The organism is Sulfurimicrobium lacus (genome assembly GCF_011764585.1).
In the GTDB taxonomy this organism is placed as follows: Bacteria; Pseudomonadota; Gammaproteobacteria; order Burkholderiales; family Sulfuricellaceae; genus Sulfurimicrobium; species Sulfurimicrobium lacus.
Window position 1 is genome coordinate 3,692,620 of the sequence record NZ_AP022853.1, and the last position, 21,626, is coordinate 3,714,245.

A 21,626-nucleotide genomic window follows, 5' to 3' on the forward strand; every position below is an offset into this window, starting at 1 on the left:
GATCAAAGCTCTTGTTTTCCCCGTGCACCCCGTGGTTAATTGGCTTTTCCCGATTCAATCACCCGCCGTGCCGGGAAGCAGGCGCAGAACAGACTGCCCTTGCCCGGTTCGCTGTGGATTTCCAGGCGACCCTGGTGGCGCGTCAGGATGTGCTTGACGATGGACAGCCCCAGACCGGTGCCGCCGGTTTCCCTTGAACGCCCCCGGTCCACACGGTAAAACCGTTCCGTGAGCCGGCTGATGTACTGAGGATCGATGCCGATCCCGCTATCCTTCACGCAGAACCTCGCCTCGCCGTTATTCAACTCCCAGCGCAACTCGATGTCCCCTCCTTCCGGCGTATAACGCACTGCGTTGCTGACCAGGTTGCCGAAAGCACTGCGCAAGTCGCGCTCGTTGCCGAGCAACTTGCTGTCCGTGGCGAGCTCGAGGGACAAGTGATGGCGCCCGTCGCTGAGGGACAATGCCTCCTTGTGCAGAATCTGCAACAGGGCACACACGTCCACGGCTTCCTCTGACATCCTTTCCTGGTTGCTCTCGAGCCGCGAGAGCGTCAACAAATCATCCACCAGACCCTGCATGCGCCGGGTCTGGTCGAGCATTAACTGGAAATGGCGCCGACTCTGCTGCATGTTGATCTGCTCGGCATCCTCGAAGGTCTCGAGAAACCCGCCCACCACCGTCAAGGGTGTGCGCAACTCATGGGAGACGTTGGCGACAAAGTCGCGGCGCATCGTTTCTACCCGTTCCAGCTGCGTGACGTCACGGCTGAGCAGCAGCTTCTGCCGGTCGCCGAAAGGAACCAGCTGGATCGACAGGGTGAGGTCGGGGTTGCGCAAGGACTTCATCATCAACGGCTCGGCGTAGTTTTGCGCGCTGAGGTAGTCGGTGAACTGCTCCTGGCGCACCAGGTAGGCCATGCGCTGCAAATGATCGCGCTGGTTGCTGATGTCGAACTGGGTTTCCGCCACCGGGTTGCACCACTCGATCTGACTGGCCTCGTTGAGCATGACGATGCCGTCAGGCATGGCCTCGGCCGCGCGCTGGAAGCGCTCGAGCGCGGCACTCAGCTGGTGTTGGCTGCTCGACTGAATCCGGCCGGACTGGTAGATCACGTTGAACACTTCGCCCCACGCGCCGGAACCATCCGGCACTTCCGCACCAGGGGGCGCAAGCAGCCAGTTCGCCAGCGCGCGCAAATTGACGGCGTGGTGTAACAGCAGCACCAGCAGGAACGCGGCGAACATCCCCAGCGCCAGCGACGGCCCGAACAACGGCCACACCAGCAGCGCAACCATTGCCGCCAGTAATGGCGGCCAAAACAGGGACCAGATCAGGCCGTGCATCAGTTTTTCTTCAAATCGGGCATGCCCGCCATGGTAAACGAAATCAGCCGTTTTCTGAAAAACGGTAGCCGGAACCGCGCACCGTCTGGACCAGGTGTTCGTGCCCGGTTTCTTCCAGCGCCCGGCGCAGGCGGCGGATGTGCACGTCCACGGTGCGGTCTTCGACGAATACCTGGCTCCCCCACACTTTGTCCAGCAGCTGCCCGCGCGAATGAACTCGCTCCGCGTGAGTCATGAGGAAATGCAGCAAACGGAACTCCGTCGGTCCGAGCTCGATCGGCCGGCCGCCGCCGGTGACCCGATGCGCGGAGGGATCGAGACGCAAGCCCCCGGTTTCCACCGGATCGTCGGTCATCTGCGGCGCGCGACGGCGCAATACCGCCTTGATACGCGCCATCAACTCGCGCGGCGAAAAAGGTTTGGTGAGGTAATCGTCGGCGCCGGTTTCGAAGCCCGCGATCTTGTCCTGCTCCTCGCCGCGCGCCGTCAGCATGATGATTGGAATAGTCTTGGTATAGGACTCTGCCTTGAGGCGGCGGGCAAACTCGATCCCACTCACGCCTGGCAGCATCCAATCGAGCAGGATCAGGTCGGGCAAGGCGTCGCGCAGCAGCGTGTACGCCTGTTCCGCGCTGACCGCACTGATCGCGTGGTGGCCCGCCTGCTGCAGATTGAACACCAGCAATTCCTGAATCGCCGGTTCGTCTTCAACTACGAGAATATTTGCCGCCATGACCGTGTCCTTGACTTTTAACCTGCGAGGATAATATGTCAGGAATATTACAAGCTGGTGACAAATTTCACTTTCTCATCACCCCGCCGCTCGCCAGATCCATGATGGTCGATGGTCGCCTGCGTCTGCCGATCAGGCCGGGCACCACGAGCGCATCGTTGCCGAAGCTGGTGAAGCATGACGCGTAGCTCCGGGCCGGTTTCAGTCCGGATCGGTTGGCGCTGGTTGAAACCAGCGCCATACCCAGCGTCTGGCACAAGCGTGCGGCCAGAGGATGCGCGCTCACGCGCACCGCGATGCTTTGATGACCGCCGCGCAACCAGGCGGGCGTCGCGTGCGCAGCAGGCAGCAGCCAGGTAACCGGCCCGGGCCAGGAAGGCGCAACGGTGCGCCATTGTTCGGCGCTGAGGGATGCGGCATAGGGCTGCAACTGGCCGAAATCAGCCCCGATCAGGATCAGCCCCTTGTGCTGGGGACGACCCTTGAGGCGCAGCAGTTTCATGACCGCGCGGCGGTTGCGCGGGTCGCAGCCGAGGCCGTAGCAGGACTCGGTCGGGTAGGCGATCACCCCGCCCTGTTTGACATGAGCGCGCAACTTGCGCACCAGTGCGGCGGTCAGAACCGCCGTCGCCGCTGAAAAACGGGACATGACTTAGAGCTCGTTAACGCGCTTTCTTGTCGATAGCGCGGTAGCCGATGTCGCGCCGCATCTGGCAGCCGTCGAAGCGGACCTGGTCGGCAACCTGATAAGCGCGGCTTTGCGCCATGCGCACGCTGTCGCCCAAGGCGGTGACGCACAATACGCGTCCGCCGCTGGTGACGACCTGGCCGTTGTGTTGGGCGGTGCCGGCATGGAATACGTGCGCATCCTCTTCCGCCTTGGGCAGCCCGCTAATCACATCGCCCTTGCGCGGGCTGTCGGGGTAGCCTGCTGCCGCCAGCACCACGCCCAGCGCCACGCGCCGGTCCCATTCCGCTTCCGCCTTGTCCAGAGTGCCGTTGACCGCGTGCTCGACCAGGCCGACCAGATCGCTCTTGAGCCTCATCATGATGGGCTGGGTTTCCGGATCGCCCATGCGGCAATTGAATTCCAACGTCTTTACGTTTCCCTGTGGATCGATCATCAGACCGGCATAGAGGAAGCCGGTGTAGGGGATGCCATCCCTGGCCATGCCGCTCACCGTCGGCAGGATGATTTCGCGCATCACCCGTGCATGGATCTCGGGTGTGACCACGGGCGCAGGTGAATAGGCGCCCATGCCGCCGGTATTGGGCCCCTTGTCGCCGTCCAGCAATCTTTTGTGGTCCTGGCTGGTGGCTAGCGCCAGCACATGCTCGCCGTCCACCATGACGATGAAGCTGGCTTCCTCGCCGGCGAGGAATTCCTCGATCACCACGCGCGATCCGGCGGAACCCAGCTTGTTGCCTTCGAGCATCATGTCGACGGCGGCGTGCGCCTCATCCAGGCTCATCGCGACGACCACGCCTTTGCCCGCGGCCAAGCCGTCGGCCTTGATGACGATCGGTGCGCCGTGCTGGTCCAGATAGGCGTGGGCGGCGCCGGCATCGCTGAATGTGGCATAAGCGGCAGTGGGAATGCCGTGGCGCGCCATGAAAGCCTTGGCGAAATCCTTGGAGCTTTCCAGTTGGGCGGCCTGCTTTGTCGGCCCGAAAATTTTCAGCCCGGCAGCGCGGAACGCATCCACCACACCTTCGGCCAGCGGCGCCTCAGGCCCGACCACGGTGAGGGCGACCTTCTCCGCCAGCGCGAATTCGACCAGCTCCGTCACGGATGTGATCGCCACGTTGGTCAAGTCCGGCTCCAGCGCCGTGCCGGCATTGCCGGGCGCAACGAAGATCTTGTGCAGACGCGGCGATTGCGCCAGTTTCCACGCGATGGCGTGTTCGCGACCACCGCCGCCGATAACCAGGACTTTCATTGTTTAGCTCTCAGTGGGAGCTGTCAGCTATCAGCCATCAGCTCAGCTAGAAGCTGACGGCTGATAGCTGACGGCTGACGGCTGATTTTAATGTCTGAAATGCCGCATGCCGGTAAACACCATCGCCATGCCGTGTTCGTCGGCTGCGGCGATCACTTCTTCGTCGCGCATCGAGCCGCCGGGCTGGATGACGGCGGCAATACCGGCCTGCGCCGCCGAGTCGATGCCGTCGCGGAAGGGGAAGAAGGCATCCGAGGCCATTACCGAACCGCGCACCTCGAGGCCGGCGTGTTCCGCCTTGATCGCGGCGATGCGCGCGGAGTTGACACGGCTCATCTGCCCCGCGCCAACGCCGATCGTCATGCCGCGATTGGCGTAAACGATGGCGTTGGATTTGACGTATTTGGCCACGCGCCAGGCAAACAGCAAGTCGCTCATTTCCTGCTCGCTCGGCGCGCGTTTCGTCACCACCTTGAGCTCGTTGTAGAGCGCCAGGTCGGCGTCCTGCACCAGCAACCCGCCCTTTACCCGCTTGAAATCGAGGCGCTTGCCGGCCTCGGCGGGCCACTGGCCGCATTCCAGCAGGCGCACGTTCTTCTTGGCCGCCACGATTTCCACCGCCGCCGCCGCCACCTTGGGGGCAATGATCACTTCGACGAACTGGCGCTCAACGATCGCCTGGGCCGTCGCCGCGTCCAGTTCGCCGTTGAAGGCGATGATGCCGCCGAAGGCCGATTCCGGATCGGTCTTGTAGGCGCGGTCGTAGGCTTCCAGCAGGTTCTTGCCGTAGGACACGCCGCACGGATTGGCGTGCTTGACGATGACGCAAGCCGGTTCGGCGTCGAACTGCTTGACGCATTCCAGGGCAGCGTCGGCATCGGCGATGTTGTTGTAGGACAGTTCCTTGCCCTGCAACTGGCGCGCCGTGGCGATGGATGCCTCGGTTTCCGCCGGCGCCACGTAGAACGCGCCGTTCTGGTGCGGATTCTCGCCGTAACGGCAGTCCTGTGCCTTGGTGAACTGCAGGTTGAAGCGCTGCGGGAAAGCTTGGCGCTGGCCGCTTGCATCGATGGCGGTGAGGTAGTTGCTGATCATGCCGTCGTATTCGGCGGTATGGGAGAAGGCCTTTTTGGCCAGGTCGAAGCGCATTTCATGCCCGATGGCGCCCTGGCTTGCGGTCAGTTCCCTTACCACGGCGGCGTAATCCACAGGATCGGTGACGATCGCCACGTGGGCGTAATTCTTGGCCGCGGCGCGCACCATGGTCGGGCCGCCGATGTCGATGTTCTCGATGGCGTCTTCGAGGGTGCAGTCGGGCTTCGCCACAGTCGCCGCGAAGGGGTAGAGATTCACGACGACCAGGTCGATCGGCGGAATATTGGCACCTTCCATGGCAGCCACATGGGTGCGCAGGTCGCGTCGCCCGAGAATACCGCCGTGAATCTTGGGGTGCAGGGTCTTGACCCGGCCGTCGAGCATTTCCGGAAAACCGGTGTAGTCGCCCACTTCGATGACCGGAATGCCGGCTGCCTGCAGCATGCTGGCGGTACCGCCGGTGGAAAGAATTTCCACGCCGAACTGGTTCAGGGCTTGGGCGAATTCCACTACGCCGGTTTTGTCGGAGACGCTGATAAGCGCGCGTTTGATGATTGTCATTTTATGAATTTCCGATTTATTTGATGCCGTACGTCTGCATTTTCTTGCGCAGCGTGTTGCGGTTGATGCCGAGCAACTCGGCAGCCCGGGTCTGGTTGCCCTGCGCGTGATTGAGGATGACTTCGAGCAGGGGCTTTTCGACGCAGCCGACCACCATGTCGTAGATCGCGCAGGGTGTTTCACCGTCGAGGTCGGCAAAATACTGGCTCATGGCCTTGCGCACGCAGGTTGCGATTTCGTTTTCGTTGATCATGCAGCGTTACCTTGTTTTAGCAGCGGCTCTAACATAAATCTCGCGCAGCGAGCCATCGTCCCCCTCTCCCTGTACCCGCAAGGGGCATCCCCGCCGAGAGCGGCAGCAAAGCTGCTCGCTCTGGCGAGACGGGGGAGGGCCGGGGTGGGGGAAACGGTCATGACCGTCATGCCGCTGCCAGCTCTTCGGAGTGACCTTCGGCCTGGCCGTCGGAGTGGTAAGTCAGGTGAATCGAGTGCGTGCCGAGTTCGGCAAAAAAATCCTCAACTGCAGCCAGCTGCTCTGCTACCGTCGGCAGCTGGTTCATGGCATGCCGGAAGCTGGCCGAGCCCGTCAGTCCCTTGGTGTACCAGGAGATATGCTTGCGCGCCATGCGCAGACCGGTGTATTCACCGTAAAACGCGTACAGGTCGTGCAGATGGCCGATCAGCACGCGATGGATTTCGGCCACCTCGGGCGGCGGCAAGTGGCTGCCGGTTTGCAGGTAATGCGCGATCTCGCGGAAAATCCACGGCCGCCCCATCGCCGCGCGGCCGATCATGACCCCGTCCGCCCCGGTGTAGTCGAGGACATACTTGGCTTTTTCCGGGGTGGTGATATCGCCGTTGGCGAGCACCGGAATGGCGATATGCGCCTTGACTGCCGCGATGGTGTCGTATTCGGCGTCGCCGCTGTAGCCGCAGGCGCGAGTGCGCCCGTGGATGGCGAGCGACTGGATGCCGGACAGTTCAGCGATGCGCGCCACGTTGAGGGCGTTGCGGTTGTCTTTATTCCAGCCGGTGCGTATTTTCAGCGTCACCGGCACGCTTACCGCCCCCACCACCGCTTCCAGAATCCGCGCCACCAGCGCTTCGTCCTGCAGCAGGGCTGAGCCGGCCATGACGTTGCACACTTTCTTGGCGGGACAGCCCATGTTGATGTCGATGATCTGCGCGCCCTGGTCCACATTGAATCTTGCCGCTTCGGCCAGCATCTCCGGCACTGCGCCGGCGATCTGCACCGCGATGGGCTCGACCTCGCCGTCGTGGTTGGCCCGACGCAGGGTTTTGGCGCTGCCGTACAGCAGCGAGTTGCTGGTCACCATTTCGGATACCGCCATGCCCGCGCCCATCCGCTTGCACAACTGGCGGAAAGGGCGATCGGTCACCCCCGCCATGGGGGCGACGACAAGGTTGTTCCTGAGCTGGTAGGGCCCGATTTTCATGGATATGCGGCTGTTTGGGGAAGCCAGTGATTTTATACCGTTTCCCGCACCATAAAAAGGCATCGACAGGCTCCGGACAACAAAAAAGGCGGCACAAGGCCGCCTTTTTTGCGCTGCTACAACAGTTTACTTGACGACTGCTTTCAGTTCGCCCTTGCTGTACATGGTCGCGACGCGGTCGAGCATGATCGGCTTGATCTTGTCGGCGTTGCCGGCGGAGCCGAAGGCTTCGAAGCGTGCCTTGCAAATGTCCTTCATCGCCTTGGTGGCGGCAGCGTAGAACTTGCGCGGGTCGAAATCCTTGGTGTTTTCCGCCAGGTAGCGACGGATCGCGCCGGTGGACGCCATGCGCAGGTCGGTGTCGATGTTCACCTTGCGCACGCCGTGCTTGATACCTTCGACGATTTCTTCAACCGGCACGCCGTAGGTCTGGCCCATGGTGCCGCCGAAATCGTTGATGATCTTGAGCCATTCCTGCGGCACCGAGGAGGAGCCGTGCATGACCAGGTGGGTGTTGGGGATGCGGGCGTGGATTTCCTTGATGCGGGAAATCGCCAGCACGTCGCCGGTGGGCGGACGGGTGAACTTGTATGCGCCGTGGGAGGTGCCGATGGCGATTGCCAGCGCATCCACGCCGGTGGCCTTGACGAATTCAGCGGCCTCGTTGGGGTCGGTCAGCAATTGGTCCATGGTCAGCACGCCTTCCGCGCCGTGGCCATCTTCCTTCTCGCCGTGACCGGATTCGAGCGAACCCAGGCAGCCCAGTTCGCCTTCAACGGAAACGCCGACAGCGTGGGACATTTCCACGACCTTGCGCGTCACTTCCACGTTGTATTCGAAGCTGGACGGGGTCTTGCCGTCTTCCTTCAGGGAGCCGTCCATCATCACGCTGGAGAAGCCGGAACGGATGGCGTTGATGCACACCGCAGGGGAGGCACCGTGGTCCTGGTGCATCACCACCGGAATGTGGGGATAGGCTTCGATTGCGGCGTCGATCAGGTGGCGCAGAAACGCTTCACCGGCATATTTACGTGCGCCTGCGGAACCTTGCATGATCACCGGGCTGTTGCACTCATCGGCAGCCTGCATGATTGCCTGCACCTGCTCCAGGTTGTTGACGTTGAAGGCCGGCAGGCCGTAGCCATTCTCAGCCGCGTGATCCAGCAATTGACGCATTGATACTAATGCCATGGTTTATCTCCTTGATTAACTATATGTTGGTGAGGCGTTAGGGGTGAGGGGTGAGGCGGAAAAATACGACCGCTCCACTTTGACTTCTCGCCTCACCCCTCCCCCCTCTCGCCTTATGAAATTTATGCCTTGCGGTGCTCGCCTACCTTAACGATTTTCATGGTGTTGGTGCCACCCGACTTGCCGATCGGCTCGCCGATGGTCAACACGATCATGTCGCCATCGCGCACCGCACCACGGCGGCGCAACTCGTCTTCCGCCTCGCGCAACAACAACTCGGGGTCGTGCGTGAACATCTTGAAATTGATCGGATGCACACCGCGGAACAAGGTCACTTTTCTACGGGTTTCCACCTGGGGTGTCAAGGCGTAGATCGGCACGCTCGTGCTGATGCGCGACATCCACAAGGCGGTGGATCCGGACTGGGTCAGGGCGGCAATCGCTTTGACATTCAGATGGTTAGCCGTGTAAATCGCGGCCAGCGCGATGGACTCGTCAATCGAACCGATATTGCGCGTCATGCGCATGCTGGTAGGCGAAACCTCAATTTCCTTTTCCGCCTCCACGCATACCCGGTCCATGGCCTGCACCGCTTCGACGGGATACTGACCGGCGGCGGTTTCCGCCGACAGCATGACCGCATCGGTGCCATCGATCACCGCGTTGGCCACGTCGGAGACTTCCGCCCGGGTCGGGATCGGGCTGGTGATCATGGATTCCATCATCTGGGTCGCGGTGATGGCAAGCTTGTTCTTTTCCCGCGCCATACGGATCATTCTCTTCTGCAGGGCGGGCACGGCGGCATCGCCCACTTCCACGCCGAGATCCCCGCGCGCCACCATGATTACGTCCGAGGCGTCGAGGATTTCTTCCAGCGCCGGGATCGCTTCAGCGCGTTCGATCTTCGCCACCAGCAGGCCGTGGCCGCCGGCGGCCTTCAACAGCTCGCGCGCCAGGATCATGTCCGCGCCATTGCGCGGGAAGGACACCGCGACGTAATCCGCCTTGAGTTCGGCAGCCGTCTTGATGTCTTCCTTGTCCTTGTCGGTCAAGGCTGCCGCGGACAAGCCGCCGCCCTGCCGGTTGATGCCCTTGTTATTGGACAGCACGCCGCCCTGGCGGACCTGGCACATGATCTCGTTGCCGCGCACTTCCTCCACCCACATGACGATGCGGCCATCGTCCAGCAACAGGGTGGATCCGCGCTTCACATCCTTGGGCAGATCCTTGTAATCCAGGCCGACGCGTTCCTGGTTGCCGAGTACACAGTCGGCATCCAGTATGAAGTTGTCGCCATTATTCAGGGTGATCTTGCCCTGTTCGAATTTTCCGATACGGATCTTGGGGCCCTGCAGATCCACCAGCACGCCGACTGCCCGGCCGCGTGCGCGCGCCAGGGAGCGCACCATCTCGGCACGCTGAATATGATCTTCGGGTTTGCCGTGGGAGAAATTCAGGCGCACCACGTCGACGCCGGCCTCGATCAGGGCATCAAGCACTTTCGGATCATTCGAAGACGGTCCGAGCGTGGCTACAATTTTGGTTCTGCGTATCATTGATGGTGAGGAGTGAGGGGTGAGGGGTGAGGGGTAAAATCCCCTCTACGCGCCACACTCCTCACCCCTGTCTCCTTACTTGTTGGCAGCGCGCTGTTCGAGGATTTCTACTGCGGGGAGCTTCTTGCCTTCGAGGAATTCGAGGAATGCGCCGCCGGCGGTAGAAATGTAGGACACCTTGTCATAGATGTCGTATTTCTGGATGGCTGCGATGGTGTCGCCGCCACCGGCCAGGGTGAATGCCTTGGTTTCGGCGATCGCCATGGCAATGGCCTTGGTGCCCGCGCCGAACTGGTCGAACTCGAACACGCCGACCGGGCCGTTCCACACCACGGTACCGGCCTTCATGATGATGTCGACCAGCTCCTGAGCGGACTTGGGACCGATATCGAAAATCATGTCGTCATCGGCCACGTCACCGGCGTCTTTCAGTACGGCGGGTTCGTTGGCGTCGAATTTCTTGCCGCACACCACGTCGACCGCGATGGGGATGGTGGCGTTGCGGGCGGTCATTTTCTTCATCAATGCCTGGGCGGTAGGGACCAGGTCGTCTTCGCACAGGGATTTGCCGACGTTCTTGCCGGTCGCTTTGAGGAAGGTGTTGGCGATACCGCCCCCGACCACCATCTGGTCCACTTTCTCGGACAGCGCTTCGAGCACGGTCAGCTTGGTGGACACCTTGGAACCACCGACGATGGCCACCATCGGGCGTGCCGGGCTGAGCAGCGCCTTGGTCAGGGCGTCCAGTTCTTCCGTCAGCAGAATGCCGGCGCAAGCAACAGGCGCAAACTTGGCTACGCCGTGGGTGGAGCCTTCGGCGCGGTGAGCGGTACCGAACGCATCCATCACGAACACGTCGCACAGCTTGGCGTATTTTTGCGTGGTTTCGTCCACGCTCTTCTTCTCGCCCTTGTTGAAGCGCACGTTCTCCAGCAGCACCAGTTCGCCATCGGCCACTTCAAAACCGCCGTCCACCCAGTCCTTGATCAGGCGTACCGGCTTGCCGAGCTTCTTGGCCAGATCGTCTGCCACCGGCTTGAGGGAGTTCTCTTCGGAATATTCGCCTTCGGTGGGGCGCCCGAGGTGGGACATCACCATGACCTTGGCGCCAGCCTTGAGGCAATGCTCAAAAGTCTTCATGGACGCCGAAATACGGGCATCCGAAGTCACTTTTCCGTCCTTGACGGGCACGTTGAGGTCGGAACGGATCAGGACACGCTTGCCCTTGAGGTCAAGATCGGTAACACGAATTACGGACATGTTTAGCTCCTGTGGAAATGTAAGATGTAAGGCATAGGTTGGCCCATGCCTTACAGCTCACGCTGTTGAGCGATCAACTTTCAGCCGTCTGCGATCAGCTTTTTGCTGACGGCTGACGGCTGATTGCTAACTTACTTCGCTACGTGTTGTACCAAACGCAGCATGTTGCAGGTGTAACCATACTCGTTGTCGTACCAGGCCACGACCTTGACGAAGGTGGGGTCCAGGGCGATGCCAGCTTCTGCATCGAAAGTGGAGGGGGCGCTGTTGCCAACGAAGTCGGTGGAAACCACTTTTTCGCTGGTGTAGCCCAACACACCCTTCATCGCACCGTCAGAGGCCGCTTTCATGGCCTTGCAGATGTCGTCGTAGGAAGCTGCCTTGTTCAGTTCCACGGTCAGGTCAACCACGGACACGTCGGAGGTAGGAACGCGGAAAGCCATGCCGGTCAGCAAGCCCTTCAGTTCCGGCAGCACCACACCCACGGCCTTGGCGGCACCGGTGGAGGACGGGATGATGTTTTCCAGAATGCCGCGACCACCGCGCCAATCCTTCATGGAAGGACCGTCAACGGTTTTCTGAGTGGCAGTGGCAGCGTGCACGGTGGTCATCAGGCCACGCTTGATGCCGAAGTTATCGTTCAGCACCTTGGCAACAGGAGCCAGGCAGTTGGTGGTGCAGGAAGCGGCGGAAACGATGGCTTCACCGGCGTATTTGGTGTGGTTCACGCCGTACACGAACATCGGGGTAGCGTCCTTGGCAGGAGCGGACTGAACCACTTTCTTGGCACCGGCCTTGATGTGAGCCTGGCAGGATTCCGTGGTCAGGAAGAAACCGGTGCAGTCGATCACGATGTCTGCGCCGACTTCGTTCCACTTCAGGTTGGCGGGATCGCGCTCGGCGGTCAGGCGGATGGTCTTGCCGTTAACAACCATGTTGCCGCCGTCAACGGAGATGTCGCCATTGAAACGGCCATGCACGGAGTCGTACTTCAGCATGTAGGCCAGGTAATCGGGTTCGAGCAGGTCGTTGATGGCGACGATTTCGATGTCCTTGAAGTCCTTCGCTACAGCGCGGAACACCATACGGCCGATACGGCCAAATCCGTTGATACCGACTTTGATTGTCATAGTTGTTACTCCTTAAAAGTAGAAAAACGAAAATCTTCGCCACAGAGAACACAGAGGTTTTCTCTGTGACCTCCGTGCCCTCCGTGGCTAATGGGTTTTACAGAACACCTTTGACCGTGTTGACCACGTTTTCGACCGTGAAGCCGAAGTGCTTGAACAGTTCAGGAGCAGGAGCGGATTCGCCGAAGCTGTGCATGCCCACCACCGCGCCGTCGCCGCCGACATATTTGTACCAGCCGTCGGTAATGCCGGCCTCAACAGCCACGCGCTTCACGCCCTTGGGCAGCACGCTGTCCTTGTAGGCCTGATCCTGACGGTCGAAGACATTGGTGGACGGCATGGAAACCACGCGCGTCGCCACGCCCTGCTCGTCCAGCACTTTCTTGGCGTCCATGGCCAGTTGCACTTCGGAACCGGTAGCGATCAGCACCACTTTCGGGTTGGCCGCATCGGCCAGCACATAACCGCCCTTGGAAATGCTGGCGATGGTGGCGTCGTCGCGTTTCTGGAAGTTGAGGTTCTGGCGGCTGAAAATCAGGCAGCTCGGGCCGGTTTTCTTTTCCACGCCAGCCACCCAGGACACGGCGGATTCGACCGTATCGCACGGACGCCACACGTCCATGTTGGGGATCATGCGCAGGGTTGCGATCTGTTCCACCGGCTGGTGGGTCGGGCCGTCTTCGCCCAGACCGATGGAGTCGTGGGTGAACACATAAAGCACGCGCTGCTTCATCAGGGCCGACATGCGCAGGGCGTTGCGGGCATATTCCGAGAACATCAGGAAGGTGCCGCCGAACGGCAGGATACCGCCGTGCAGTGCCATGCCGTTCATGATGTGCGACATGCCGAACTCGCGCACGCCGTAGCTGATGTAGTTGCCGGGCTTTTTGCCGTGCACGTGGTGGCAGCCTGTCCAGTTGGTCAGGTTGGAACCGGTCAGGTCGGCGGAACCGCCGACGAATTCGGGCAACGCCGGAGCCAGGCCGTTGATGCAGTTCTGCGAAGCCTTGCGGGTAGCGATGGTTTCCGCTTTCTCGTTGGTGGCCTTGATGAAGCCGGCGGCGTGCTTTTTCCACTCTGCGGACAGATCACCCGCCATGCGGCGCTTGAACTCGGCGGCTTCCTTGGGGAACGCAGCGGCGTATTCGGCGAACTTGTTGTTCCACAGAGACTCGAGTCCCTCGCCCTTGGTGCGGCAATCCCAGCCTTCGTACACGTCCTTGGGAATTTCGAAAGGACCGTGGTTCCAGCCCAGGTTGGCGCGGGTGGCGGCGATTTCAGCATCGCCCAGGGCGGCGCCGTGCACGTCGTGGGTGCCTTCCTTGTTGGGGGAGCCCTTGCCGATCACGGTCTTGCAGCAGATCAGGGAAGGCTTGTCGGTCACTGCCTTGGCAGCCGCCACGGCAGCCTCGATGGCGGCCGGGTTGTGGCCGTCCACGCCCGGAACCACGTGCCAGCCATAGGCTTCGAAACGCTTGGCGGTGTCATCGGTGTACCAGCCCTCGATGTGGCCGTCGATGGAGATGCCGTTGTCGTCCCAGAAAGCGGTCAGCTTGCCCAGGCCCCAGGTGCCGGCCAGCGCGCAGGCTTCGTGGGAGATGCCTTCCATCATGCAGCCGTCGCCGAGGAACACGTAAGTGTTGTGGTTGACGATTTCATGGCCGGGCTTGTTGAACTCGGCAGCCAGCAGCTTTTCCGCCATTGCCATGCCCACGGCGTTGGTGATGCCCTGACCGAGTGGGCCGGTGGTGGTTTCCACGCCGGGGGTGTAGCCGTATTCGGGGTGACCCGGGGTCCTGGAGTGCATCTTGCGGAACTTCTTCAGCTCTTCGATCGGCAGGTCGTAGCCGGTCAGGTGCAGCAGGGAGTAGATCAGCATCGAGCCGTGGCCGTTGGACAGCACGAAACGATCGCGGTCGAACCATTTCGGGTTGGCGGGATTGTGGCGCAGGTTGTGGTTCCACACCACTTCGGCGATTTCCGCCATGCCCATCGGCGCGCCGGGGTGGCCGGAGTTGGCTGCCTGCACCGCATCCATGGAAAGAACGCGGATAGCGTTGGCGAGTTCTTTACGAGTTGCCATAAGTTTGATCCCTCAAGAGTATAAATTCTTATTTGTTTTTACCGGGTGCCGTGACACCCGAAGCGCAAAACCACTATTGTGCGATGGTCTTTTCGCAAAAAAATTAGTGAAAGGTTTTGATTATTACTCACGCGCAATTTTTGGGCAAGTACGCACGACGCCTCGCGTCGAACCCTTTGACCGCGCCGAAACAGGCACTTAGGCCAATTTCTAGACCTGCAAGTCCTGAAGGAGTACCCCAAAAGGGGGCTTAAAATTATTTTATGCGCGCGAAATAAATGCTTATTTGGCCGCCATGACCCACGCCCGCCAGGCCTGGAACAAATCCGCGTTACGCGCCGCCACCACCGAACGCTGCCACACGTCGTCGCTCCAGAAATCATCCTGGACCAGCGTGCTCAGGACGCCGCCCGCTTCCTGCAGAATCAGCGAACCGGCGGCATAGTCCCACAACTTTTGCCCGCCATGCAGATAGACATCGAAGCGTCCCGCCGCGGTATAGCACCAGTCCAGGGTGCTGGCGCCGAAGTTGCGCTGCGAGCTGTAAGGCGGCGCGCTGGCAAGCTGCTGCGCCAGCTTCGATGAAATGCGTTTGAAATCGACGCCGGCCATGCAGTGGCACAGGTCGGGAATATATTCCTTGATCGGCAACTGGATGCCGTTGAGGAAAGCGCCGTTGCCCTCCATGGCATAGAACATCTCGTCGGCCACCGGGTCATACACCACGCCGAGCACGCTGCGCCCGTGCCGCATCAGGGCGACCGACACGGCGAAATAGGGCAGGCCGTTGACGAAATTGGAGGTGCCGTCGATGGGATCGATGCACCACAGCCCGGCATCTCCAGCCTGCCACAATTCCTTTTGCAGCTCGAAGGGCATTTCTTCGCCCAGCACCGGGTGGTCGGCGATTTTCACCAACGCAGCCACCAGGGCATTCTGCGAGGCGATATCCGCTTCCGTGAACATGCTGCCGTCGCTCTTGCGCTGGCGTGCCACTTTCAGGTAGCGCGGCATGATTTCGACCTGGGCGACGGTTTTGACGACTTCGATGACTGAGTTGAGCATTTGTTTTGAGCTTTCAGCTATCAGCTTTCAGCGGTCAGCCATTGTGCGCGGCAAAGCCGCGCGGTTTTGCTGATAGCTGAAAGCTGACGGCTGACAGCTATTCCCTCCATTTGATCGAGCAGCCCATGCTCGGAATCTGCTCCGCCGGCCCCTGGCCGGTCTTGGCCACTTGCACCATGGACTCGAACAGGTCGCGGCGGACATCGGCCGGGGCGGCTTCCTTGCGCGACGCATCGAGCCGTCCGCGGTACTGCAGCTCCAGCCTGGTGTTGAAGCCGAAAAAGTCCGGCGTGCATACCGCGCCATAGGCCTTCGCCACCTCCTGCGTTTCGTCCAGCAGGTAGGGGAATGGGTAGGCGAATTCGGCAGCCACCTTCTTCATGTTGTCGAAAGAATCCTCGGCATATTCGGTCGGATCGTTGGACATGATGGCCACGCTGCCGATGCCTTGGATTTTAAGTTCCGCGCAGTCCCGCACCAGACGGTCGCGCACCGCCTTGACATAAGGACAGTGGTTGCAGATGAACATCACCAGCAAACCGTTCGGTCCGCGCACATCGGACAGGCTGTAGCGCTTGCCATCCACGCCCGGCAAGTCGAAATCCAGCGCGTTCCAGCCAAAATCGCACACTGGCGTTTGCAAACTGACCATTAGTACCTCTACTGAAAATACAAAACCGGCTTGAAGTATAACGCCCGTTTCTTTGCCAACGCCAGCGCAAGCGTTATAGTTTCAACCCATGACCATTTCACGTTTTTATCACCCCTCCCTGCCCCCTCACGCCCGACTCGTGGAACTCCCTCCCGAATCCGCCCACCACGCAGCCAAGGTGCTGCGCCTGCAAGCCGGCGACGCGATCGTCCTGTTCGACGGCACGGGGGGAGAGTATCCGGCCCTTATCGAACAGATCGGCAAACAGCGCGTAACGGTGGAAATCGGGACGTGGCGCGAGCGGGAATGCGAATCGCCGCTCGACGTCACCTTGGTGCAGGCGCTTTCCAGCGGCGACAAAATGGATTTCACCCTGCAGAAGGCCGTGGAGCTCGGCATTACCGCCATCCAGCCGATTGCCAGCGAGCGCAGCGTCGTCAAGCTGAGCGGGGAACGGGCGGAAAAGCGCGTGCGGCACTGGCAGCAGATCGTCGTCTCCGCCTGCGAACAGTGCGGCCGCAACCGCGTTCCCCAAGTCGCGCCCATCCTGTCGCTGAACGATTGGCTGGGCCAAGCGGCAAAGCCGGGGGTGCGCCTGACCCTGGCGCCTGACGCGCCGGCCAGCCTGCGCGAGCTGCCGCGACCGAGCGCGCCCGTCACCCTGCTCATCGGCCCGGAAGGCGGTTTTGCGCCGAGCGAAATCAAAGCCGCCGCGAGCTGCGGTTTTGCCCCGGTGCGCCTGGGGCCGCGCGTGCTGCGCACCGAGACCGCCGCGCTGGCTGCCTTGGCCGCAATGCAGGCAGTGTGGGGAGATTTTTGAAACATCCGGGTTAATTCCTTTTACAATTCAAAAATCAAAACAAAATAAATCAAAGCCATGCCCAGCAAGCTCAAAGCGGATTTCGTCAAACCCGAAATATTCGTCGACGTGTTCGTGCAGTGGTTCCGCACCGCCACGCCATTTATCCACAAGTTCCGCGGCAAGACTTTCGTCATCGCCTTCGGCGGTGAAGTGGTGAGCGAAGAGCAGTTCGTCACCCTGGCGCAAGACCTCAACCTGCTCAACAGCCTGGGCGTGCGCCTGGTGCTGGTGCACGGCGCGCGGCCACAGATCGAGGAAGAACTGACCGAACGCGGCGCCTCGATCCGCTACGTCAACGGCCTGCGCGTCACCGACGTCGACGCGCTGAAATGCGTCAAGGAAGCCGCCGGCACAGTGCGCGTGGAAATCGAAGCCCTGCTCTCCCTGGGCATGGCCAATTCCCCCATGGCCGGCGCCGACATCCGCGTGGCCAGCGGCAACTTCGTCACCGCCAAACCCATGGGCGTGCGCAACGGCGTGGATCTCCAGCACACCGGCGAAGTGCGCAAGATCGACGTGGAGGGCATCAGGCGCCGCCTCGACCAGGGCGACATCGTGCTGCTCTCGCCGCTGGGCTACTCGCCCACCGGGGAAATCTTCAACCTGTCGCTGGAAGACGTCGCCACCCGCGCGGCCATTGATCTCGACGCCGACAAGCTGGTGTTCCTCATGAACACCGCGGGCGTCACCGACGAAGGCGGCGAGCTGCTGCACAGCCTGACCACCCAGGACGCGGAAGCCATTTTGGCGCGGCCGCACGGTTTGCCCGAAGACATCGACTATTTCCTGCCCTGCGCCATTCGTGCCTGCCGCAACGGGGTGGCGCGCGTGCACCTGATCAGCCGCCACGTGGACGGCGCCCTGCTGCAGGAATTCTTCACCCACGAAGGCATCGGCACCATGCTCGCCGAGGACACGCTGGAAACCCTGCGCCCCGCCACCATCAACGACGTGGGCGGCCTGCTGGCGCTGATCGAGCCGCTGGAAGCGGAAGGCACGCTGGTGCGGCGCTCGCGCGAACTGCTGGAGATGGAAATCGAGCGCTTCACCGTGCTGGAATACGACGGTCTGATCATCGGATGCGCCGCGCTCTACCCCTTTCCCGAGGAACAGTCAGCCGAACTGGCCTGCATGGCGGTGAACAGGGACTACCGCGGCGCGGGACGGGGAGAGGCGCTGCTGGAATACATGCAGGTTCAAGCCCTGGAAAAAGGCTTCCGCCAGTTATTCGTGCTCACCACGCGCACCGCCCACTGGTTCGTCGAACGCGGCTTCATCGAAGCCGGCGTGCAAGCGCTGCCCAAGGCGAAGCAGGGTTTATATAACTACCAGCGCCGTTCCAAAGTATTCGTCAAAACGCTATGAAACGCCTTTTCACCCTGCTCGTCGGGCTGCTGCTCGCGACAATATCCTGCCACGTCCCCGCGGCCGGACAACAAACGCTCTCGGTGGGGCTGTTTCCCAATCTCAGCGCGCGCCAGCTAGTGGAAACCTACCAGCCGCTGCGGGAATTTCTCGAACTGCGACTCGGACGCCCGGTCATGCTTTATACCGCGCCCGATTTCAAGGGCTTTGTCAGCCGCACGCAAAGCGGCGAATACGACGTCATCGTCACCGCGCCGCATTTCGCCCGTCTGGCGCAAATCGACGCGGGTTATCAGCCCCTGTTCGCCTACCGCAGCGACATCACAGCAGCCCTCGTGGTTCCAGCCGGCAGCCGGATCGGCAGCTTTGCGCAGCTACGCGGGGCAAAAATCATTGCGCCCGGCCATCTCGCCCTCGTCACCATGCTGGGCCAGAAGCTGTTGCACGACCACGGCCTCGACGCTGGTCGCGACTACGCCCTGCAGGAAACCGCCACGCACGGCAACGTCGCCCTGGCTGTGCTGCGCGGAGAAGCCCAGGCCGGCATCATCGGCGTCCTGCCCCTGAAACAGCTGGCGGAGAACACTACGCGCCAGCTCCGTATACTGTCGCTCTCGCCCGCCGTCCCGTCGCAGATGTTGCTCGCTCATCCCGCTCTGGCGGCGAACCAAATCCAGCAGATCAAGGAAGCGCTGCTGCAATTCGAGCAAAGCCCGGCCGGGCAAAAATTTTTCCAGTCCAGCGGCTTGGCCGGCCTCAAGCCGGTCAGCGCAGCCGACCTCAAACAACTCGATCCGTATGCGAAAGAAGTGAAGCGCCTGCTGGACCAGCCGAATTAAATGAAGAAAGCCTTCCTGTCGCTACGTGCCAAGCTGGTCCTCATCACCGTCATTATCGAGGTGCTCATGCTGGCGCTCCTGGTCAGCAACAACAACCGCCTGACCCAGGACAGCCTGATGGAACAGGCGCAACTGCGCCTCAGGGAATACGGACTGCTGTTCAACACCGCCCTTGCGCCGTCACTGGTGGCAAAGGATTACTCGACGCTGCAGGAAATTCTGGGCGAAAGCCGCAAAAACAACGGCATTGCCTACCTGATACTCACGGACACGACTGGACGGGTGATCGCAGCCGACGGCTGGAGCCCCGGCGAAGCGCTACCGAAGCTCGACCGTGATCTTGCGGTCAGCGTCCGCGAAGCTCACCAGATTTTCGACACCGAGCTGCCGATCCATATCGCCGGACAGACTTATGGAACCCTGCGTTACGGTATCGACACACGCTTCATGCAGGAAGCCCAATCGAGATTATTGCAGCAAAGCCTGTTGATCGCCGGCGTTGCGCTCCTGCTTTCCGTTGTGCTGCTCACTGCTGCCGGCTTATGGCTTACCCGTCACCTTGGCCGCCTCAGCGCTGCCAGCCGGGCAGTAGCAGAAGGGAATTTCGACATCTCCCTGCAAATCGACTCCCGAGACGAAATCGGCCAGCTGACGCAACCCTTCAATACCATGGCCCGTGCGGTGAGTGCACGCATCAGCGAACTCGAAACGTCTCAGGAGATGCAGCGCCGTTATCTCAATCAGGCTCAGGAAGAGCACGCCCGGCTTATCTCCCTGCTCTCGGCGATGAACTTCGGCGTTCTGTTCGTCAACCAGGATGAAACCGTGATGTATTACAACCCGGCTTTCGTGCGCATCTGGATGATTCCCGAGCGCAACGACCTGATCGGCCGGCCGGTAGCGGAGGTCCTGCGCCATTCCGCCAACATGCTGGCGCAACCGGATCATTTCTCCAAGCATTTCCTGCAGGTGGTAACCGCCCGCGAAGTCAGCGACACCTTCGAAATCGGCCTGGCCGACGGGCGCACCGTGACCCAGATGTCCTACCCGGTGCACGACCCGAAGAACCGCTTCATCGGCCGCCTGTGGGTATATGAAGACATCACGCGCGAACGCCAGACTGCCGAGCAGCTGATTTACCTGGCCGAGCGCGATTCGCTCACCGGCCTCTACAACCGCCACCGTTTTCAGGATGAACTGGCACGCGCCCTCAGCGAGGCGGAACGGCGCGACTTCCAGGTCGCCTTGCTGTTCTTCGACCTGGACGAATTCAAATACGTCAACGACACTTTCGGGCACCGCGCCGGCGATGCCATGCTGATCCGCGTTGCCGGGGAAGTCGGCACGATCGTGCGCAACAACGAGTTGCTCAGCCGCCTGGGGGGTGACGAGTTTGCCGTACTCGTCAGCGACGTCGACATCGCACAAGCGGAAGCGCTGGCCGAACGCATCGTACGCGCCATCGCTCATATTCCCCTGCGTTTCGACGGCCACAACCTGCGCCTCACCACCAGCCTGGGCATCGCCTTCTACCCCGCGCACGCCAGCACTGCCGAAGAGCTGATCGCCCATGCCGACTCCGCCATGTACCAGGCCAAGCAGGCGGGCAAGAACACCTGGCGCACTTACCGGCCGGAGCTCGACGACTCCCTCACGATGGTCAGGCATCTGTCCTGGAACGAACGCATCAGCAGGGCACTGGAACAAGACCCGCTACTCTTGCATTTCCAGGGCGTTTACCATGCCCAGACAGGAAAACTGGCACACCTGGAAGCGCTGGTGCGCATGATCGACACGGAAAATCCGGACCAGCTCATCATGCCCGGCCACTTCATTTCGCACGCGGAGAAAAGCGGCAAAATCCGCGACATCGACCGCTGGGTCATCGGCGCGACGATCGCCATGCTGGCTAGCTCGACAAAAGTGCCACCGATCGCGGTGAACATTTCGGGCCGCTCCTTCGACGACCCGACCCTGCCGCAATACATTTCCGAGCAACTGACTCGCCGCGGCGTCGCGCCGCAACGCTTGCTGGTGGAACTGACCGAGACTTCAGCGGTAACCGACCTGCACGACGCGCAACGCTTTATCGAGTCCCTGCGCCAGACCGGATGCCCGGTGTGTCTGGACGACTTCGGCACCGGCTTCTCCTCCTTCGCCTACCTGAAGCACCTCAACGCGGATATCCTCAAGATCGACGGCCTGTTCATCCGCAACCTGACCAACGATCACGACAACCAGGTGTTCGTCAAAGCCATCGTCGACGTGGCGCGCGGCATGAAGAAGACCACGGTGGCGGAATTCGTCGAGAACGAAGACATTCTGGAAATGCTCAGACGCTTCGGCGTCGACCTGGTGCAGGGCTACCACCTCGATATGCCAAGGGCGGACCACCCGGCACTCTCGGCCGCCGGAGAATAGCCTGCGACATAAACACGCGGGCTACGCCCTGATTTACCAATTGACCACAGACCGATAATCTTGCTTTGCC

At 61.2% G+C, this 21,626-nt stretch carries 18 protein-coding genes; 4 read left to right on the forward strand and 14 right to left on the reverse strand.

Annotation, left to right across the window (positions count from 1 at the left end):
• Window positions 1-35: 35 nt before the first annotated feature.
• The 14 genes from phoR to SKTS_RS18200 all read right to left on the reverse strand — a co-directional run bounded on the left by phoR (window position 36) and on the right by SKTS_RS18200 (window position 16,069).
• Complete coding sequence (gene phoR / locus SKTS_RS18135; protein ID WP_173068466.1) at window positions 36-1,346, reverse strand: phosphate regulon sensor histidine kinase PhoR; 1,311 nt, start codon at window positions 1,344-1,346, stop codon at window positions 36-38.
• A 43-nt stretch (window positions 1,347-1,389) separates the two neighbouring features.
• Window positions 1,390-2,079 (reverse strand): phosphate regulon transcriptional regulator PhoB, encoded by a 690-nt coding sequence (gene phoB, locus SKTS_RS18140; RefSeq protein WP_173068469.1) that lies wholly within the window; start codon window positions 2,077-2,079, stop codon window positions 1,390-1,392.
• A gap of 67 nt (window positions 2,080-2,146) precedes the next feature.
• Window positions 2,147-2,728, reverse strand: a complete 582-nt coding sequence (gene tsaC, locus SKTS_RS18145) for an L-threonylcarbamoyladenylate synthase type 1 TsaC (RefSeq protein ID WP_173068472.1) — start codon at window positions 2,726-2,728, stop codon at window positions 2,147-2,149.
• 13 nt (window positions 2,729-2,741) lie between these two features.
• The gene (gene purD, locus SKTS_RS18150) at window positions 2,742-4,019 is read right to left on the reverse strand and encodes a phosphoribosylamine--glycine ligase (protein ID WP_173068476.1); all 1,278 of its coding nucleotides are present in this window, start codon (window positions 4,017-4,019) and stop codon (window positions 2,742-2,744) included.
• Window positions 4,020-4,106: 87 nt separating this feature from the next.
• The gene (purH, locus tag SKTS_RS18155; protein ID WP_173068479.1) at window positions 4,107-5,675 is read right to left on the reverse strand and encodes a bifunctional phosphoribosylaminoimidazolecarboxamide formyltransferase/IMP cyclohydrolase; all 1,569 of its coding nucleotides are present in this window, start codon (window positions 5,673-5,675) and stop codon (window positions 4,107-4,109) included.
• A gap of 16 nt (window positions 5,676-5,691) precedes the next feature.
• Complete coding sequence (locus SKTS_RS18160; RefSeq protein WP_173068482.1) at window positions 5,692-5,928, reverse strand: helix-turn-helix domain-containing protein; 237 nt, start codon at window positions 5,926-5,928, stop codon at window positions 5,692-5,694.
• A 166-nt stretch (window positions 5,929-6,094) separates the two neighbouring features.
• Window positions 6,095-7,132 (reverse strand): tRNA dihydrouridine synthase DusB, encoded by a 1,038-nt coding sequence (gene dusB / locus SKTS_RS18165; protein WP_173068485.1) that lies wholly within the window; start codon window positions 7,130-7,132, stop codon window positions 6,095-6,097.
• A 126-nt stretch (window positions 7,133-7,258) separates the two neighbouring features.
• Window positions 7,259-8,323 (reverse strand): class II fructose-bisphosphate aldolase, encoded by a 1,065-nt coding sequence (fba, locus tag SKTS_RS18170; protein ID WP_173068487.1) that lies wholly within the window; start codon window positions 8,321-8,323, stop codon window positions 7,259-7,261.
• Between the two features lie 122 nt (window positions 8,324-8,445).
• Entirely contained in the window at window positions 8,446-9,879 is a 1,434-nt protein-coding gene (gene pyk, locus SKTS_RS18175; RefSeq protein ID WP_173068489.1) for a pyruvate kinase, read from the reverse strand.
• 75 nt (window positions 9,880-9,954) lie between these two features.
• Window positions 9,955-11,139: a phosphoglycerate kinase gene (locus tag SKTS_RS18180; RefSeq protein ID WP_173068491.1), complete on the reverse strand. Its 1,185-nt coding sequence runs from the start codon at window positions 11,137-11,139 to the stop codon at window positions 9,955-9,957.
• A gap of 131 nt (window positions 11,140-11,270) precedes the next feature.
• Window positions 11,271-12,269, reverse strand: coding sequence for a type I glyceraldehyde-3-phosphate dehydrogenase (gene gap, locus SKTS_RS18185; protein ID WP_173068493.1), 999 nt, complete (start codon window positions 12,267-12,269; stop codon window positions 11,271-11,273).
• 97 nt (window positions 12,270-12,366) lie between these two features.
• The gene (tkt, locus tag SKTS_RS18190) at window positions 12,367-14,352 is read right to left on the reverse strand and encodes a transketolase (protein ID WP_173068495.1); all 1,986 of its coding nucleotides are present in this window, start codon (window positions 14,350-14,352) and stop codon (window positions 12,367-12,369) included.
• Window positions 14,353-14,634: 282 nt separating this feature from the next.
• On the reverse strand, window positions 14,635-15,417 hold the full coding sequence (locus SKTS_RS18195; protein WP_173068497.1) for an inositol monophosphatase family protein: 783 nt from the start codon (window positions 15,415-15,417) through the stop codon (window positions 14,635-14,637).
• Window positions 15,418-15,514: 97 nt separating this feature from the next.
• Entirely contained in the window at window positions 15,515-16,069 is a 555-nt protein-coding gene (locus SKTS_RS18200; protein WP_173068499.1) for a thioredoxin family protein, read from the reverse strand.
• An 88-nt stretch (window positions 16,070-16,157) separates the two neighbouring features.
• Between SKTS_RS18200 and SKTS_RS18205 the strand changes: the two genes are divergently transcribed.
• Genes SKTS_RS18205 through SKTS_RS18220 form a run of 4 tightly spaced genes read left to right on the forward strand, consistent with a single transcriptional unit; the run spans window position 16,158 to window position 21,556 of the window.
• The gene (locus SKTS_RS18205) at window positions 16,158-16,889 is read left to right on the forward strand and encodes a 16S rRNA (uracil(1498)-N(3))-methyltransferase (protein WP_173068501.1); all 732 of its coding nucleotides are present in this window, start codon (window positions 16,158-16,160) and stop codon (window positions 16,887-16,889) included.
• 57 nt (window positions 16,890-16,946) lie between these two features.
• Entirely contained in the window at window positions 16,947-18,296 is a 1,350-nt protein-coding gene (gene argA / locus SKTS_RS18210) for an amino-acid N-acetyltransferase (RefSeq protein WP_173068503.1), read from the forward strand.
• Window positions 18,293-19,135: a phosphate/phosphite/phosphonate ABC transporter substrate-binding protein gene (locus SKTS_RS18215; RefSeq protein ID WP_173068505.1), complete on the forward strand. Its 843-nt coding sequence runs from the start codon at window positions 18,293-18,295 to the stop codon at window positions 19,133-19,135. The genes argA and SKTS_RS18215 overlap by 4 nt, the downstream gene beginning before the upstream one ends.
• A complete protein-coding gene (locus tag SKTS_RS18220) occupies window positions 19,136-21,556 on the forward strand; it encodes an EAL domain-containing protein (RefSeq protein ID WP_173068507.1) in 2,421 nt (806 codons plus the stop codon).
• Window positions 21,557-21,626 lie beyond the last annotated feature (70 nt).

Coding starts and splice junctions, on each gene's coding strand:
- tkt (WP_173068495.1), bottom strand. CDS start 14,352: ATGGCAACTCGTAAAGAACTCGCCAACGCTATCCGCGTTCTTTCCATG.
- dusB (WP_173068485.1), bottom strand. CDS start 7,132: ATGAAAATCGGGCCCTACCAGCTCAGGAACAACCTTGTCGTCGCCCCC.
- purH (WP_173068479.1), bottom strand. CDS start 5,675: ATGACAATCATCAAACGCGCGCTTATCAGCGTCTCCGACAAAACCGGC.
- fba (WP_173068487.1), bottom strand. CDS start 8,323: ATGGCATTAGTATCAATGCGTCAATTGCTGGATCACGCGGCTGAGAAT.
- gap (WP_173068493.1), bottom strand. CDS start 12,269: ATGACAATCAAAGTCGGTATCAACGGATTTGGCCGTATCGGCCGTATG.
- purD (WP_173068476.1), bottom strand. CDS start 4,019: ATGAAAGTCCTGGTTATCGGCGGCGGTGGTCGCGAACACGCCATCGCG.
- tsaC (WP_173068472.1), bottom strand. CDS start 2,728: ATGTCCCGTTTTTCAGCGGCGACGGCGGTTCTGACCGCCGCACTGGTG.
- SKTS_RS18200 (WP_173068499.1), bottom strand. CDS start 16,069: ATGGTCAGTTTGCAAACGCCAGTGTGCGATTTTGGCTGGAACGCGCTG.
- phoB (WP_173068469.1), bottom strand. CDS start 2,079: ATGGCGGCAAATATTCTCGTAGTTGAAGACGAACCGGCGATTCAGGAA.
- SKTS_RS18220 (WP_173068507.1), top strand. CDS start 19,136: ATGAAGAAAGCCTTCCTGTCGCTACGTGCCAAGCTGGTCCTCATCACC.
- SKTS_RS18195 (WP_173068497.1), bottom strand. CDS start 15,417: ATGCTCAACTCAGTCATCGAAGTCGTCAAAACCGTCGCCCAGGTCGAA.
- pyk (WP_173068489.1), bottom strand. CDS start 9,879: ATGATACGCAGAACCAAAATTGTAGCCACGCTCGGACCGTCTTCGAAT.
- SKTS_RS18160 (WP_173068482.1), bottom strand. CDS start 5,928: ATGATCAACGAAAACGAAATCGCAACCTGCGTGCGCAAGGCCATGAGC.
- argA (WP_173068503.1), top strand. CDS start 16,947: ATGCCCAGCAAGCTCAAAGCGGATTTCGTCAAACCCGAAATATTCGTC.
- phoR (WP_173068466.1), bottom strand. CDS start 1,346: ATGCACGGCCTGATCTGGTCCCTGTTTTGGCCGCCATTACTGGCGGCA.
- SKTS_RS18215 (WP_173068505.1), top strand. CDS start 18,293: ATGAAACGCCTTTTCACCCTGCTCGTCGGGCTGCTGCTCGCGACAATA.
- SKTS_RS18180 (WP_173068491.1), bottom strand. CDS start 11,139: ATGTCCGTAATTCGTGTTACCGATCTTGACCTCAAGGGCAAGCGTGTC.
- SKTS_RS18205 (WP_173068501.1), top strand. CDS start 16,158: ATGACCATTTCACGTTTTTATCACCCCTCCCTGCCCCCTCACGCCCGA.